This window comes from Stenotrophomonas sp. STEN023, from assembly GCF_056760135.1.
Genome location: NZ_JBRREF010000110.1, coordinates 1 through 13,817, shown reverse-complemented (window position 1 = coordinate 13,817; position 13,817 = coordinate 1). Strand labels below are relative to the sequence as shown.

The 13,817-nt window shown below is 63.5% G+C and carries 10 protein-coding genes; 1 reads left to right on the top strand and 9 read right to left on the bottom strand.

What is annotated here, in order from left to right:
- Positions 1 to 147: 147 nt before the first annotated feature.
- The 7 genes from ACVOLV_RS20375 to ACVOLV_RS20345 form a co-directional block, all read right to left on the bottom strand.
- Entirely contained in the window at positions 148 to 1,422 is a 1,275-nt protein-coding gene (locus tag ACVOLV_RS20375) for a citrate synthase (RefSeq protein WP_481555945.1), read from the bottom strand.
- Between the two features lie 279 nt (positions 1,423 to 1,701).
- Positions 1,702 to 1,944: a type B 50S ribosomal protein L31 gene (locus ACVOLV_RS20370; protein ID WP_054657059.1), complete on the bottom strand. Its 243-nt coding sequence runs from the start codon at positions 1,942 to 1,944 to the stop codon at positions 1,702 to 1,704.
- A gap of 98 nt (positions 1,945 to 2,042) precedes the next feature.
- On the bottom strand, positions 2,043 to 2,981 hold the full coding sequence (locus ACVOLV_RS20365; protein ID WP_481555944.1) for a nucleoside hydrolase: 939 nt from the start codon (positions 2,979 to 2,981) through the stop codon (positions 2,043 to 2,045).
- Positions 2,982 to 3,046: 65 nt separating this feature from the next.
- Entirely contained in the window at positions 3,047 to 5,176 is a 2,130-nt protein-coding gene (recG, locus tag ACVOLV_RS20360; RefSeq protein ID WP_481555943.1) for an ATP-dependent DNA helicase RecG, read from the bottom strand.
- A 200-nt stretch (positions 5,177 to 5,376) separates the two neighbouring features.
- Complete coding sequence (locus ACVOLV_RS20355; protein ID WP_481555942.1) at positions 5,377 to 7,818, bottom strand: TonB-dependent receptor; 2,442 nt, start codon at positions 7,816 to 7,818, stop codon at positions 5,377 to 5,379.
- A 36-nt stretch (positions 7,819 to 7,854) separates the two neighbouring features.
- Positions 7,855 to 9,042 (bottom strand): SO2930 family diheme c-type cytochrome, encoded by a 1,188-nt coding sequence (locus ACVOLV_RS20350; protein WP_481555941.1) that lies wholly within the window; start codon positions 9,040 to 9,042, stop codon positions 7,855 to 7,857.
- Positions 9,043 to 9,051: 9 nt separating this feature from the next.
- Positions 9,052 to 10,287, bottom strand: a complete 1,236-nt coding sequence (locus tag ACVOLV_RS20345) for a parallel beta-helix domain-containing protein (protein ID WP_481555940.1) — start codon at positions 10,285 to 10,287, stop codon at positions 9,052 to 9,054.
- A gap of 119 nt (positions 10,288 to 10,406) precedes the next feature.
- On the opposite strand from ACVOLV_RS20345, the gene ACVOLV_RS20340 reads away from it, so the two are divergent.
- Positions 10,407 to 11,444, top strand: a complete 1,038-nt coding sequence (locus ACVOLV_RS20340) for an AraC family transcriptional regulator (protein ID WP_481555939.1) — start codon at positions 10,407 to 10,409, stop codon at positions 11,442 to 11,444.
- 56 nt (positions 11,445 to 11,500) lie between these two features.
- Here ACVOLV_RS20340 and ACVOLV_RS20335 read toward each other — a convergent pair whose 3' ends face one another.
- Both ACVOLV_RS20335 and ACVOLV_RS20330 read right to left on the bottom strand, forming a co-directional pair.
- Positions 11,501 to 11,884, bottom strand: coding sequence for a RidA family protein (locus ACVOLV_RS20335; protein WP_057629049.1), 384 nt, complete (start codon positions 11,882 to 11,884; stop codon positions 11,501 to 11,503).
- Positions 11,885 to 12,573: 689 nt separating this feature from the next.
- Positions 12,574 to 13,206 carry an FABP family protein gene (locus ACVOLV_RS20330; RefSeq protein ID WP_481555938.1) on the bottom strand — a complete coding sequence of 211 codons (633 nt, stop codon included), beginning with the start codon at positions 13,204 to 13,206 and terminating at the stop codon, positions 12,574 to 12,576.
- Positions 13,207 to 13,817 lie beyond the last annotated feature (611 nt).

Genomic DNA, 13,817 nt, shown 5'->3' with positions numbered 1-13,817 from the left:
GCAGAAGCGTTACCGGTGAAGCCCTTGCCGAGCATGGCTCGGCACTACCGGGCATCTCTGCCCTTGCGGGAACGGCACACAAACAAAAACCCCGCCGGAGCGGGGTTCTTGTCGTGATGGAAGCGGCGCATTGCTGCGCCGTCGCCATTACTTGTAGTCGCGCACGTCGTGGCCGGTGTAGACCTGGCGCGGACGGCCGATCTTCATTTCCGGGTCAACCTGCTGCTCCAGCCAATGCGACACCCAACCAGCGGTACGGCCCAACGCGAACATGACGGTGAACATCTCGGTCGGAATGTTCAGCGCCTTGTAGATGATGCCGCTGTAGAAGTCGACGTTCGGGTACAGCTTGCGGGCAACGAAGTATTCGTCCTGCAGCGCAGCCTGTTCCAGCTTGATGGCAACGTCCAGCAACGGATCCTGCACACCGAGCTGACCCAGCACCTGCTTGGTCATCTCACCGATGACCTTGGCGCGCGGGTCGAAGTTCTTGTACACGCGGTGACCGAAGCCCATCAGGCGGAAACCCGAGGTCTTGTCCTTGGCCTTGACCACGGCGGACTCGACGTTGTCGGCCGAACCGATCTCTTCCAGCATCTTCAGCACGGCTTCGTTGGCGCCGCCGTGTGCCGGACCCCACAGCGCGGTGACGCCAGCGGCGACCGATGCATACGGGTTGGCGCCGGTGGAACCGACCAGACGCACGGTCGAGGTCGAGGCGTTCTGCTCGTGATCGGCATGCAGGATGAACAGCAGATCCAGTGCCTTGACCACGTCCTTGTTCAGATCGTAGCTGCCATCAGCCGACTCGAAGGTCTGCTTCAGGAAGCGGCTGACGTAGTCCAGCGAGGTGTCCGGCTTGTTGGCCGGCAGGCCAGCGCCGTGACGGTAGATCAGTGCCGACAAGGTCGGAACCTTGGCGATCAGACGTACTGCTGCCTGGCGGCGCTGTTCGGCGTCGTCCAGATCCAGCGAAGCGTGGTACTTGGCCGACAGCTGCGCGATCGAGGCAGTCAGGATCGCCATCGGATGCGCGTCCTTGGCGAAGCTGCCGATCAGGGTGTTGATGGATTCATCAACGCCGGCTTCAGCGGTCAGTTCGGCTTCGAAAGCCTTCAGCTGGTCGGCGCTCGGACGATCGCCATTGATCAGCAGGTAGGCCACTTCGACGAAGCTGGACTTGGCAGCCAGCTGCTCGATCGGATAGCCGCGATACAACAGCACGCCGTTATCGCCATCGATGTAGGTGATGGCCGACTTGCAGCTGGCGGTGGCGGTGTAGCCCGAGTCGTAGGTGAAGAGACCGGTTTCCTTGGTCAGCTTCGAGATATCGACACAGTTATTGCCCAGTACGGGTTTGACGACAGGCAGAACGACCGACTTCTCGCCGGCGTTGAGCGTGACCTGATCAAGATCGGACACAGTGTGCGCTCCTCAAGTGGAAGGCGCCTGTCCTGACGTATAGGGGTGCGGGCAGGCGCGTGAAGGAATTCCGCAGTTTTCCACTGCGGTTCCGACGATTATCGCACAGCAGCATTTGCAGATTGCGAAGACAAAAGTCTTATAGCCGGAGTTTCCGCGCGACACAGCGTCGCACAGGCACAACCGCCCGATTCCGCAATGGTTCAGCCGTACGACACGCAAGACAAAACAACGGCCGCGCAGGGCGCGGCCGTTGTCAGTGCAGCAACAACAGTTCGATTAGCGCGCGTAGCGCTTCTGGAACTTGTCGATGCGGCCGCTGGTATCGATAACCTTGTGCTTGCCCGTGTAGAACGGGTGCGAAGCCGAGGAAATTTCAACCTTGACGAGCGGATACTCTTCGCCGTCTTCCCACTTGACCGTTTCCTTGGAGGACATGGTCGAACGGGTCAGGAACTTGAAATCAGAGGTCACGTCGTGGAAAACGACGTTGTGGTAATCAGGATGGATATCGGCCTTCATGGGCTCGCACCGTGTGGGCTGGTGGTCAAGACGGCCATTATAAGCACGACTTGCCGCGACAGGCAAGTCGTGCCAACTACCCCACTCCCCCGGGGCCATTACTGGCCCAGCAGCGCCCCGCGCACCTGGGCCTCAAAGCGGGCCTGGTCGTAGCCGATCAGCAGTGCCGTATTGTCGGCCACGCCGGTCTGGCGGTTCCAGTCGACGATGGTGGCGCCACGGCTGCGGGTGCCGGTCAGCTCGATCGACAGCGGCCGCTGTTCAACCACCTTGCCGCCCTCCGGCTGCAGCGCCCAGGCCATCGCCAGCGCATCGGCGGCATACCAGCGCTCGCCACGACTGTCTTCCGACCACAGCCGGGTCTGGCGTGAGATCAGCTCGTAGAAACGCGCCTTGTCGGTGTCCGCGGCCAGCCACTGTTCGACGTCACGGTGCAGCAGACCGTGGGCGATGGTGGCTTCCCAATCGGCGACTTCGATGAACGGGAACGAGGTGAAGACGATATGTGCCGATTCCGGATCAAAGGCGATGTTGAACTCGGCGGCCGGGGTGATGTTGCCGTGCCCGGTGATCGCGCCGCCCATCACCACGAAGCGCTTCACGCGCTGCGGCAGGCTCGGATCAAGCTTCAGCGCGAGCGCGATATTGGTCAGCGGACCAAGCGCGACCAGCAGCAGTTCGCCAGCATATTGGTGCGACAGGCGCAGGATCGCCAATGCGGCGTGCTCGGCTTCCACCTTGCGCGCAGCCAGCGGCAGATCCACGTCGCCGAAGCCGTCGCGGCCATGCACATGCGCGGCGTCTTCGGCCGGGTACACCAGCGGATCAGCGGTACCGGCGAACACGGGCACGTCTTCACGGCCGGCCACTTCGCACAGCTTCAGCGCATTGCGCACGGTGTATTCTAGGCCGACATTGCCAGCCGCCACCGTCAATGCGACCACGTCGTGGCGCTCATCGGCAAAGGCCATCAGCAGTGCGAGTGCGTCATCCACGCCCGGATCAGTATCAATCAGCAACGGTATCTTCTTGCTCATCTTCTGCTTCACTTCTGGTTGGTCATGGAGTCTGTCACCTCATCCATGACAGTGGAAGCACGCAATCAGGCCGATGCGTAGCGCACCGCATCACCAATCCAGCGGTTGACGATGCGGTCAGCCAGTTCCGGCGCGTCGCTGAGCAGGCGTTCGGCCAGCTCGTGCACAGTCGGCAACAGGCCTGCATCACGGGCCAGATCGGCCACGCGGAAGGCAGCCAGACCGGTCTGCCGGGTACCCAGCAACTCGCCGGGACCGCGCAGCTCCAGGTCCTTTTCAGCGATCAGGAAACCATCGGAGGTAAGCCGCATGGTCTCCAGCCGCTCACGCGCCATCGCCGACAGCGGCGCCTGGTACATCAACACGCAACTGGACGCGGTTGCACCGCGACCCACCCGGCCGCGTAGCTGATGCAGCTGCGCCAAACCAAGCCGCTCCGCATTCTCGATGATCATCAACGAAGCGTTGGGCACATCAACACCAACCTCGATGACGGTGGTTGCGACCAGCAGGTCGGTTTCAGCCTGCTTGAAGGCACGCATCGCCGCCTGCTTCTCCGCTGCCTTCATGCGCCCGTGGACCAGACCGATGCGCAACTCAGGCAGCTGCGCCGACAGCGTCTCGAAGGTGGTCTGCGCGGCCTGCGCATCCATGCGTGCATTGCCGGGGCCGGCGTCTTCCTCGCTTTCCTCGATCAGCGTACAAACCCAGTACACCTGCCGCCCCTGCTGGCAGGCAATGCGGATGCGCTCGACCAGTTGCGGGCGCCGCTCGGCGCTGATGGCGATGGTCTGCACCGGCGTACGGCCGGGCGGCAGTTCGTCGATGGCCGAGACATCCAGATCCGAATATGCGGCCATCGCCAGCGTGCGCGGGATCGGCGTGGCGGTCATCACCAGCTGATGCGGCACCACCCCGGCCGTTGCGCCCTTGTCGCGCAACGCAAGCCGCTGGTGCACGCCGAAGCGGTGCTGCTCGTCGACGATAGCCAGCGCCAGATCGTTGAACACCACGCTGTCCTGCATCAGCGCATGGGTGCCGACCACCACCTGAGCATGGCCGCTGGCCACATCTTCCAGCACCTTGGCGCGGGCCTTGCCGGTGACCTTGCCGGCCAGCCAGGCCACGCGCACATCCAGCGGTTGCAGCCAGCTGCGCAGATTGGTCAGGTGCTGCTCGGCCAGCAGCTCGGTGGGTGCGGCCAGCGCGACCTGTTTGCCGCGTTCCACCGCCAGCATCGCCGCCAGTGCGGCAACCACGGTCTTGCCGGAGCCGACGTCGCCCTGTACCAGCCGCAGCATCGGATGCGCGCGGGCAAGGTCCTTGCGGATCTCGTCGAACACGCGCTGCTGCGCGCCGGTGAGTTTGAATGGCAAGGATTCACGCAGCACCTTGACCAGACCATCGCGACCGCGCAGCGATGGCGCGCGATGCTGCTGCAGGGCGATGCGCTGGCGACGCAGGCTGAGGTGATGGGCAAGCAGCTCTTCCATCGCCAACCGCCGCTGCGCCGGGTGCGTACCCGCACCAAGAGCACCGATGTCGGCGTCGGCCGGCGGCCGGTGCATGGTCAGCAAGGCTTCGCGCAAGGAAGGCAGGCCCATACCGGCAAGCAAGGCCGGCGGCAGCAACTCCAACGACGCGGCATCAGGCAGGCGGTCCAGCGCCTGTCCGATCAACTTGCGCAGGCTGGCCGGGCCGATCCCCTCCACCGCCGGATACACCGGGTCCAATGCCGCACCAAGCGCGGCGTCTTCGCCATCGCCGAGTACGTGATAACTGGGATGCACGATCTCCAGCCCATTCTGCCCAGCGCGTGGCGTGCCATAGGCGCGCAGGCGCCGGCCTACCGCGAACTGCGAGACCTGCGCGGCGCGGAAGTGGAAGAAGCGCAGCACCAGGGTGGCGCCGGAATCGTCGCTGATCGCCACCCGCAGCACCGGCCGGTAGCGGAAACCACGCTCCACCGCTTCCACCCTGCCCTCCACCTGCGCGGCCATACCGGCCTTGAGCGCGCGGATCGGCAGCAGCGTGGTGCGGTCCTCGTAGCGCAACGGCAGGTGCAGCCACAGGTCCTGCAAAGTAGTCAGACCGCGCGCTTCCAGCTTGGCCGCCACCCGTGGCCCGACCCCGGCCAGGCGGCTCAGTGGTTCGGTGGACAGATCGAGGGTGGCGAGGTCACGGCGTGCAGACATTGCATAAGGATGCCGTCATGCGCCGCAAACAGAAACCCCGGCGTGGTTGGACGCCGGGGTTTCCTACTCCCCAAGTGCTGATTTGCTGCGGTGTTGTCGATTGGCGCCTTGTTACGGTGGCTGTACGTGGCGCGCGGGCCCTCACCCCCAACCCCTCTCCCGCAAGCGGGAGAGGGGAGCCCTTTGCGCAGGCGACTCTGCTAGAACTTCACGGTCATCTCCAGGCCGTAGGTGCGGGGGTCGGTGATGGTTGCGCCGACTACGCCGAGCGGATCGCGTCCGTAGGTGTTGAGGCCGCGCACGTACTGCTTGTCGAACACGTTGTTGGCGTACACCGCCCAGGTCCAGTGCTGCAAGGGCGAGGTCCAGCCGATGCGCACGTCGGTGCGCTGCTGTGCCTCGCCGATGTCGAGCACCTTGCTGATACCGCAGTCGCCTTGCAGAGCGGAGCCTGCGTTGCAGCGCACCGCTCCCCGATAGGACTGGCGCAGCGAGAAGCGCAGCTGGCCGTTGCCACCGAGGTCAGCCAGATACACCGCGCCAGCCGAAGCTGTGAAGCGTGGTTCGCCGGTTGCCGCGCCGTCCAGATTCACGCCTTCCGGCGTGACGTAGTCCTTGTACTTGGAATCGATCCACTCGGCGGCGGCGTCCAGGGTCAGCCCGTCGGTGGCTTTCCAGCGCATGTCAAAGTCCACGCCGGTGGCTTCAAGGTCGCTGGTGTCGAACACATAGACCGGGATGTCGACCGGGTTGTTCGGGTCCGGGTCGATCAGGCGGATCGCCTGGCGGTTGTCGTACTGGTAGTGGAAGGCGGACAGGTTGTAGGAGAAACGATCGAAGCTCTGCTTGATACCGATCTCCAGGTTCCACACGTCCTCGTTCTCGAATGCCGGACCAATCTGCAGTGCATTGAAACCGCCGGCCTTGTAGCCCTTGGCCAGCGAGCCGAACACCATGGTGTCGTCATTGAGGTGGTAATCGACGACGAAGCGCGGACTCCAGTCACTCCAGTTCTTCTTGTCGCGGACCAGCTTGCCCTTGTTGACCATCGCTGGCGGATCAATGAAGGCCATGTCGAAGGTCAGCAGATCGCGGGTGATCGGAATGCCCATGCCGGCCAATGCCTGGAAGAAGCCGAGCGCTTCCAGCGCGCCGAGCTTGGCTTCCAGCCCCGGCGCATTGCGCGGCGTATTGAGCCAGGTGAAGTCCTTCTCGTCGCGGGTGTAACGCAGGCCGAAGGTCAGGTTGAGGCGGTCGGTAGCCTTCCAGATGACATCGCCGAACACCGCATAGGACGTCGTGCCCAGGGTATTGTTGAAGCGTTCGTTCCACTTTTCACCGACCAGCGAAATCGGAATGCCATTCATCTGCGCCAGCAGCGAGGTGAAGCCAAACAGGCTGCCATCCGGCGTTGGCGCGATGCCCATGTTACGCACGATGTTGTCCACCGCCTCGGTATTGGTATTGACCTCGCTGGTCTGTTTTGCGTCCTCGTCGAAGTAGCTGGCACCGGCAACCCAGTCGAAGCGTTCGTTGCTGCCGGAGAACTTGAACTCCTGGTAGAAGGTCTCGTTGCTCTCGGTGTTCTTCGAATCCACGTACAGGTCGAAGCGGTTGGTGCCGTCTTCCTCGGTGTGGTTGGTGGAGTCGTACTTGCGCCAGGAGCTGGTGGAGGTGAAATTTCCCCACGACAGCGCGTGGTCGACGATCAGGCTGACGCCGTCAAAGGTGCGCCATTCGGCATTGTCGGCATCGCTGTAGGTCTTGATCTTGCGCGGGTCCAGATAGTCATCCGGGTCCACCGGCACCGGCGGCCGCGCCGGATAGGCGGGCAGCGCGACGATGCCGGTGGTGACGCGGCCGTTCTGGTCCAGGCTCTCGTGGTCCCAGCTCACATAGGCAGTGGTGTTGTCGCCGAAACGCGTCTGCCAGGCAGCGCGCGTGGCCCATACATTCTCGCCGCCCAGATCCTTGCCGGTGGCGCCATCCTGGAACCAACCGTCACTGGTATTGATCAGCGCATTGAAGCGCAGCGCCGAGTTGTCACCGGTCGGGATGTTCCACATCGCATCGGCGTACTTCTTGCCATAGTTGCCCACCCGCACCGTGGCGCGCGCCTCGGTCTCGGCCTGCGGCCGGCGGGTTATCAGCGAGATCGCGCCGGCGGCGGTATTGCGGCCGAACAAGGTGCCCTGCGGCCCCTTCAGCACCTCGATGCGCTCCACGTCGACGAACGGCAGCAACACACCACCGCCGCGTCCGCCGTAGACGCCATCGACGAAGATGCCTACCGCCGGATCGGTACCGATGCCGAAGTCATCGGTCTCCACGCCGCGCAGCTTGAAAGAAGGCTGGGTTGGCTGCACCGCATCGATCACCAGGCCTGGCACGAAGGCATCAATGTCGCCGAGGTTCTCGGCCGCGACGTCGTTGAGCAGGTTCTGGTCAACCACCTGCAAGGCAATCGGCACGTCCTGTATTTCCTGTTGCCGGCTCTGCGCGGTGACGGTGATGCGATCAAGCGTGGTGGCAGCATCCTCCGTCGCCGACTGTGCCATTGCCGGGGCTACCGCCCCCACCACCATCAGCCCGGCCATGGCCCGCTGCAGTCCGACTACCAGATTCCGTTGCTTCACTCGCATCGCGTTCTCTCCCACGCAGTGAGGTGTATGCCGGCGTCAGACCGCCGGCGGGCCTGTATTGCCAGGCTGGCCTTCGCCAGCCGTGTCGCAGTTTGTTTGCAGTGCGTTGATCCAATCCCGGATCAAGGTCACGCCTTCGCTGTGTACAACCGCGCGGCCGACCTCGGGCATCATCACCGCCGGGTCATGGCTGTCCATGCGGTAGGCGATGATCGAGGCGTCCGCATCACCCGGCTGGATGTCATAGCGGCGGTTGCCGGTGCCCTTGCCGGCGGCGATCGGCTGCTTGCACATGCCCAGCTTCAGGTGATCCCGGGTGGGTGCGTCCAGCCACAGGCCGGAGGTGATGGCCGGGCCGGTGCGGCTATGGCAATGGCCACAATTCACGTCCAGATAGGCGCGTGCACGCGCCTCCAGCGGCGCTGCAGGATCAGTGGCATCGGCCGCGCGCGGCAGCTGCGCAGGTGCTGGCAGGTTTTTCAGATAGCCGAGTTTGACCAAGTGCGCGAGCTGGTTGTCGCGCCCGCTGAGGTACTCGAAATCGCGATTGAGGTTGCGTGCCTTGGGGCCGATCGGCAACAGCTTGCGCGAGCGGTTGTCGGTGATATGGCAGCCGCCGCACTGGTTCTGGTCCGGCACCTGGTAGGCAAACGCTTCGCGCGAGCCATCAGCAGCCACCAGTTCCAGGTCAACACTGGCGCCGGTGCGCTGCAGGGTCGCCTCGGTCTGCTCGTGATTCCAGACGTAAGGCAGGGCTACCCAGCCTTCCTTGCGATGGACCAGCAGACGGGTTTCGATCAGACGAACCTTGGAAAGATCCAGGCTTTCTGCCTGCAATGAGGACTGCGACGGCGGTGTGCGCGCCACCGACCTGCCATCACCAGCCCCTTGAGCAGGCAGCGGGTAGTAAAAAGTCTTGCTGAGGATCGTGCCGACCGGAAAATCGAAGGCATGCTCCGGCTGGTAGCCGGCCGCCTGTCCCTTCGGCATCCACACCGTGCGCAGCTTATGCGCGTAATCACTGAAAAGCGGTGTGTTCAAGTCATAAGGCACAACCCCGTCGTTGAGCGACAGCTTGCCGTCACGAACGCGCAGCACATGCCACTCATCCAGGCTTGCTGGCTGGCCCTGCTCGAAGAAATGCACCGCGGCCGGTTTGCCGCAGCCAGCCAGTACCAGCAAGGCAGCCACAACTACCATTCCCCGCACCATCAGCTTGCGCATGCCTTGGCCTCAACCGCGTTTCAGATCGATGGCCGGCAAGCGCGGCAGATCGCATTCAAATGGCTTGGCATCCTTGCTCGGGCTCTTGTAACCGCCAGGACCATCGGCGTTGATCACGCCGCTGACGTTGCGCAGGCAGATCTGCGGCCCGGTCTTGACCCCGCCGACCATCCGCTCCTTGTTGAAGTAGCCATCCCACAGCACGTCCGGGAAATTGCCGGTCAGGCCATACATCGCCACTTTCAAGGCCTTCAGATCCAACCCGTCGGGCGAATCACCGCCGCCGGACAAGGTGTTGTTGTGGATATGGATGCGCTCCGGATACGGATCGAAATTGGCCGAAGCGCTGCTGTCCTTGTAGCCGGTGGAATACACGCTGGAGACGATGATGTTGGCCGTAGCGTTGTCACGCACCTCGTTGTCGAACACCTCGATGTCATCGTTGGAGTTGATGACGATGCCCGAGCCGGCCGGCACACTGGCCACCGGCGTGCCCTTGGCGCCGAAGTTCTCGTGGTTGTTGGCAATGACCTTGTTGTTGAACACGCGGATATTGCCGCCCTGCTGCGACAGGCCCGGCATGTTGAACACCAGGATGCCGCCGGTATTGCCGGTGGCGACGTTGTCGTACACGTCGGCGTTGCGGGTGTTCTCGACTTCGATGCCGGCCACGTTCTGCTCGGCGCGGCTGTTGCGCACGATCACCCCGTCGGACTGGCCGACATAGATGCCGGCATCGGAGGCACCGATGGATATGGTGTTCTCGATCAGCACGTTTTTGGTCAGCACCGGGTAGATGCCATAGGCACCGTTCTTGGTGCTGGGGCCACCGCTCCACTGCACCTTTACGCCACGGATGGTGATGTTCTCCGACTCGCTGATCTTCAGCCCGTCGCCCTTGGAGTCCTCGATGGTGAGGTTCTCGATGGTGAAGTTGTCGCCATTGACCAGCAGGCCCTCGGCACCGGCCTTCTGCCCCTTGAAGCTGAGCACGGTCTGGTCCATGCCCGCACCGCGGATGGTCACGCCGTCGGCGCGCAGGCTCAGGCTGCGCTCGAACTGGTGGCGACCGGCAGGGATCTCGATCACGTCGCCGGGTTTGGCGTCCAGCAACCGCTCCTGCAGCGAGGTCGCGAAGGCGGCATCGGCGGCCGCCACTGCGGGAGCCTGCTCGCCCTGCTTCTGGCAGCCGGCCGTCAGCATGGCCAAACCGGTGGAAACTGCCCAGATAATGCTGCGCTGCATGATTCCGACTCCATACGCCGGCAGATGTTGGCCTGCAGTCTCACCTTCAGGCAGTGTTCACGCGAAGGGCAAGAACGGCATACTTGGGGGGGCAAAGCGGACAAGCTGGAGGGGCTTGAATGCAACGCAGGATCGGCGGCGGCGACCGCCTGAGCATCGCCAACGTTCCAACCAACATGCTCTGTGGCCTGTTGCTGCTGGCCGAGCAACGCGGCGTCAGCAGCGACAACTGGTTCAACGGGCTGCAACTGAGCGCCGCGCAGCTCAACGATCCCAGCGCCCGCATTTCCTACCGGCAGGCAATCGAGGTGATACGCCGCGCCCTGCCCACCTTTTCCATTGACGGGGTCGGCCTGGCCATGGGCGGCAACCAGAACGGTGGCAACTTCGGCCTGCTCGGCCTGGCGATGAAGACCGCGCGCACGTTTGGCGACGCGGTACGGATAGGTCTGGATTACCAGCGCAACCTCGGCCCACTGATGAGCCTGGCCCTGGAAGACGGCGGCAGCGACAGCCTGGCCATCGTCGCTAGCGCGCCGGATGAAGCCAACGACCTGCTGCAGTTCCTCTGCGAGGAGATGTTCTCCAGCATCGTGATGCTCGGCCGCGAACTGGCAGGCAATGAGTTCAGCCCGCTGCGGCTGGAACTGGGCTACCCGGCACCGGCCTGCATCGACCAGTACCAGGCATTGTTCCGTTGCGAGCTGCGCTTCAACCAGCCACGTCACGCTCTGCTACTGGAACAGCGCTGGATGCAGCTGCCGTTTGCCAGCTACAACCCGGTGACCTCGCAGCAGGCTTTGTCGATGTGCCACGCGCAACTGGCAACGCTGGCCTCGCGCGGTGAAACCACCGCCGCGGTCGAGCGTCAGCTGCGGCCACGGCTGCGTGACAACCCGCAGATGAGCGAAATCGCGCTGGCCCTGCACCTGAGCGAACGCACCCTGCGCCGGCAATTGGCCGACGAGGAAACCAGCTTCAGCGAAGTCCACGACCGCGTGCGCACCGAGCGCGCACTGGAACTGCTGCAGGACCCGGAACTCGCCGTTGCTGCAATCGGCAACCAGCTGGGCTTCAATGATGCGCGCGAATTCCGCCGCGCCTTCAAACGCTGGACCGGACAGACCCCGAGCGGAACCCGCTTACCGTCAACCTGAAACGCAGATGCCCGGTTTCCCGGGCATCTGCTACACCACCGAATCCGCGTTGCCGATCAGTCGATGATCATGATCGCGTCGACTTCAAACGCGGCGCCCTTCGGCAGGCCCGACACTTCGATGGTCGAACGGGCCGGGAACGGGGCCTGGAAGTACTCCTGCATCACCGCATTGACCTTGGCGAACTCACCCAGGTCGGTCAGGTACAGGCCAAGGCGCACCATCTTGTCCAGCGAACCACCGGCTTCCTCGGCCACGGCCTTGAGGTTGTCGAAGGCGCGACGGGCCTGCGCGGTGACGTCGCCAGCGACGATTTCACCGGTCGCCGGGTCCAACGGAATCTGGCCGGAGAAGTACACGGTGTTGCCGGCGCGCACGGCCTGCGAGTACGGGCCGATGGCGGCCGGGGCGTTGGCGGTGTTGATGATCTGGCGGGACATGGACAGCTCCAGTCTGGAAAAGGTGGGCCATTGTAACGTCGCCACCTTGGCGGCTGCCTGACCGGGCTGGGCGGAGCTTGGTCAAAAAATAGCCAGCGCTCCAGAATCGTTGCAGCACAAGGCCTGCAGAGGCTTATCCACAACTTGTAGGCATCACAGGGCACAGCCTGTGTGGATAGCCGGATGCAGGTAGCGCCGGGCAATGTTCGGCTGGGGCTTTACCCGCAAACTCGATGTGATTTTGTGGGAGCGGCGTCAGCCGCGAAACCGATGATCCATCCGACTGGCAGACATGACCACCGATTCATTGCTGTCAGCTTCGCGGCTGACGCCGCTCCCACAAGTGCCCCCGCTGTATCGGCAGAGCCCCTGCCGAGCATGGCTCGGCACTACGTTCGAATCATCCACAGGTCGTGGACAAAATATCACCATGTTTTGCAGATGGCCGCAGCGCAAGGGCTGCGCGGCCTTATCCACAGCTTGTATGCGCAACAGGACACAGTCTGTGTGGATAGCGCAGCCGGCAAACCTAACGCAGCTTTGTAGGAGCGGCGTCAGCCGCGAAGCATATGGTCCATTGAGTTGGCCTGCATGCCTGCTCGATTCATTGGTGCAAGCTTCGCGGCTTACGCCGCTCCCACAAGTGCGCCTACCCTATCGGTAGAGCCTCTGCCGAGCATGGCTCGGCACTACGCTGCCTGTGCGGTCGGGTTGGGTGTTGGCTCGCCGATCCGGCGCAGCGTGTTGCGGTCGGTATGCGCGAACGGCTCGCTGCGGTCCGGGATAACCAGCATCGTTTCCTGCTCGTAGGACCAGCTACCGTCGTCATTGATGGTGACCTCTATCTCGTAGCTTTCGGTACGGAACGCGTGTTCGAGAAACGGGTTCGAGCTGATGCCATTGGTCATCGAGCCGCGCTCGGCACGCAGGCGGAAGCGCTTCGCATCCGGCGCCGCCTTGCCGACCGCCATCGCGGTCTGCCCGCGTGGAATGGTCAGCGTCTGGATCACCGTGCCGGTCGCCGGCTCCCACAACCAATAACCAACCTGATCGTGGAAGGTCTCCACTTCACCGGGCTTGTGGATGCGTGTGTGATAACGCAGCCCGTAGAACAACTGCGGGCCATTGGGCTGCGCATCGATCGGCTGCAGTTCGACGTGTTCGATAAAGGCCTGCCGCTCGGGGCCATCGGCCTTGGGATTGACGTCCATGCCGCGCTCGCCGATCCAGATACCGGCCAGCGCTGCCAGTGGCCCGAGGTTGGCCAGCGTATTGGTATCGGCGCTGGGTTCGGTATAGATGTCTTCGGGGAACGTGGTCATGGGGTACGGCCGTGTGGGTATCCCGACCATGGTACGCACAACACCCTGCAGGCTCACCTCCAGCTGTCCACAAGTGATGGACAAAATATCACCATGTTTTGCAGAGGCCCTTGGCACAAGGGCTGCGAAGCCTTATCCACAACTTGTGTATGCAGCAGGACACAGTCTGTGTGGATAGCGGAATACAGGTAGAGCCGAGGCCAGCCCCGGGGGGGGGGCCAAGCAAAAACACCCGGGGGGTTTTTTTGGGCGGGGGGGGGGGGGGGCGCCCCCCCCCCCCCCCATTTTGGCCGGCGCCTCCCGCGCCCCCCCCCGCGGGGGTTTGGGCGGGCCACTACACCTGCTTGCCCACAGCTCGTGGACAAAATATCACCATGATTTGCAGAGGGCCGTGGCACAAGGGCTGTGCGTCGTTATCCACAGCTTGTGTATGCAGCAGGACACAGCCTGTGTGGATAGCCGAATACAGGTAGAGCCGAGCCATGCTCGGCTGGGGCTCCATCGAAAAACCAGCTGTGGGTTTTGTGGGGGGGGGGGCCGGCCCGCCCCCGGTGCGGGTTAAACAAGAAGGGGCGGCCGGGCGGTGTGGGAACCCCGCCACGGCCGGGGGG

Bases quoted from the DNA above. Each gene is read 5' to 3' on its own strand.
- ACVOLV_RS20350 (WP_481555941.1), bottom strand. From the start codon at position 9,042: ATGCGCAAGCTGATGGTGCGGGGAATGGTAGTTGTGGCTGCCTTGCTG.
- recG (WP_481555943.1), bottom strand. From the start codon at position 5,176: ATGTCTGCACGCCGTGACCTCGCCACCCTCGATCTGTCCACCGAACCA.
- ACVOLV_RS20335 (WP_057629049.1), bottom strand. From the start codon at position 11,884: ATGTCCCGCCAGATCATCAACACCGCCAACGCCCCGGCCGCCATCGGC.
- ACVOLV_RS20365 (WP_481555944.1), bottom strand. From the start codon at position 2,981: ATGAGCAAGAAGATACCGTTGCTGATTGATACTGATCCGGGCGTGGAT.
- ACVOLV_RS20370 (WP_054657059.1), bottom strand. From the start codon at position 1,944: ATGAAGGCCGATATCCATCCTGATTACCACAACGTCGTTTTCCACGAC.
- ACVOLV_RS20330 (WP_481555938.1), bottom strand. From the start codon at position 13,206: ATGACCACGTTCCCCGAAGACATCTATACCGAACCCAGCGCCGATACC.
- ACVOLV_RS20340 (WP_481555939.1), top strand. From the start codon at position 10,407: ATGCAACGCAGGATCGGCGGCGGCGACCGCCTGAGCATCGCCAACGTT.
- ACVOLV_RS20345 (WP_481555940.1), bottom strand. From the start codon at position 10,287: ATGCAGCGCAGCATTATCTGGGCAGTTTCCACCGGTTTGGCCATGCTG.
- ACVOLV_RS20355 (WP_481555942.1), bottom strand. From the start codon at position 7,818: ATGCGAGTGAAGCAACGGAATCTGGTAGTCGGACTGCAGCGGGCCATG.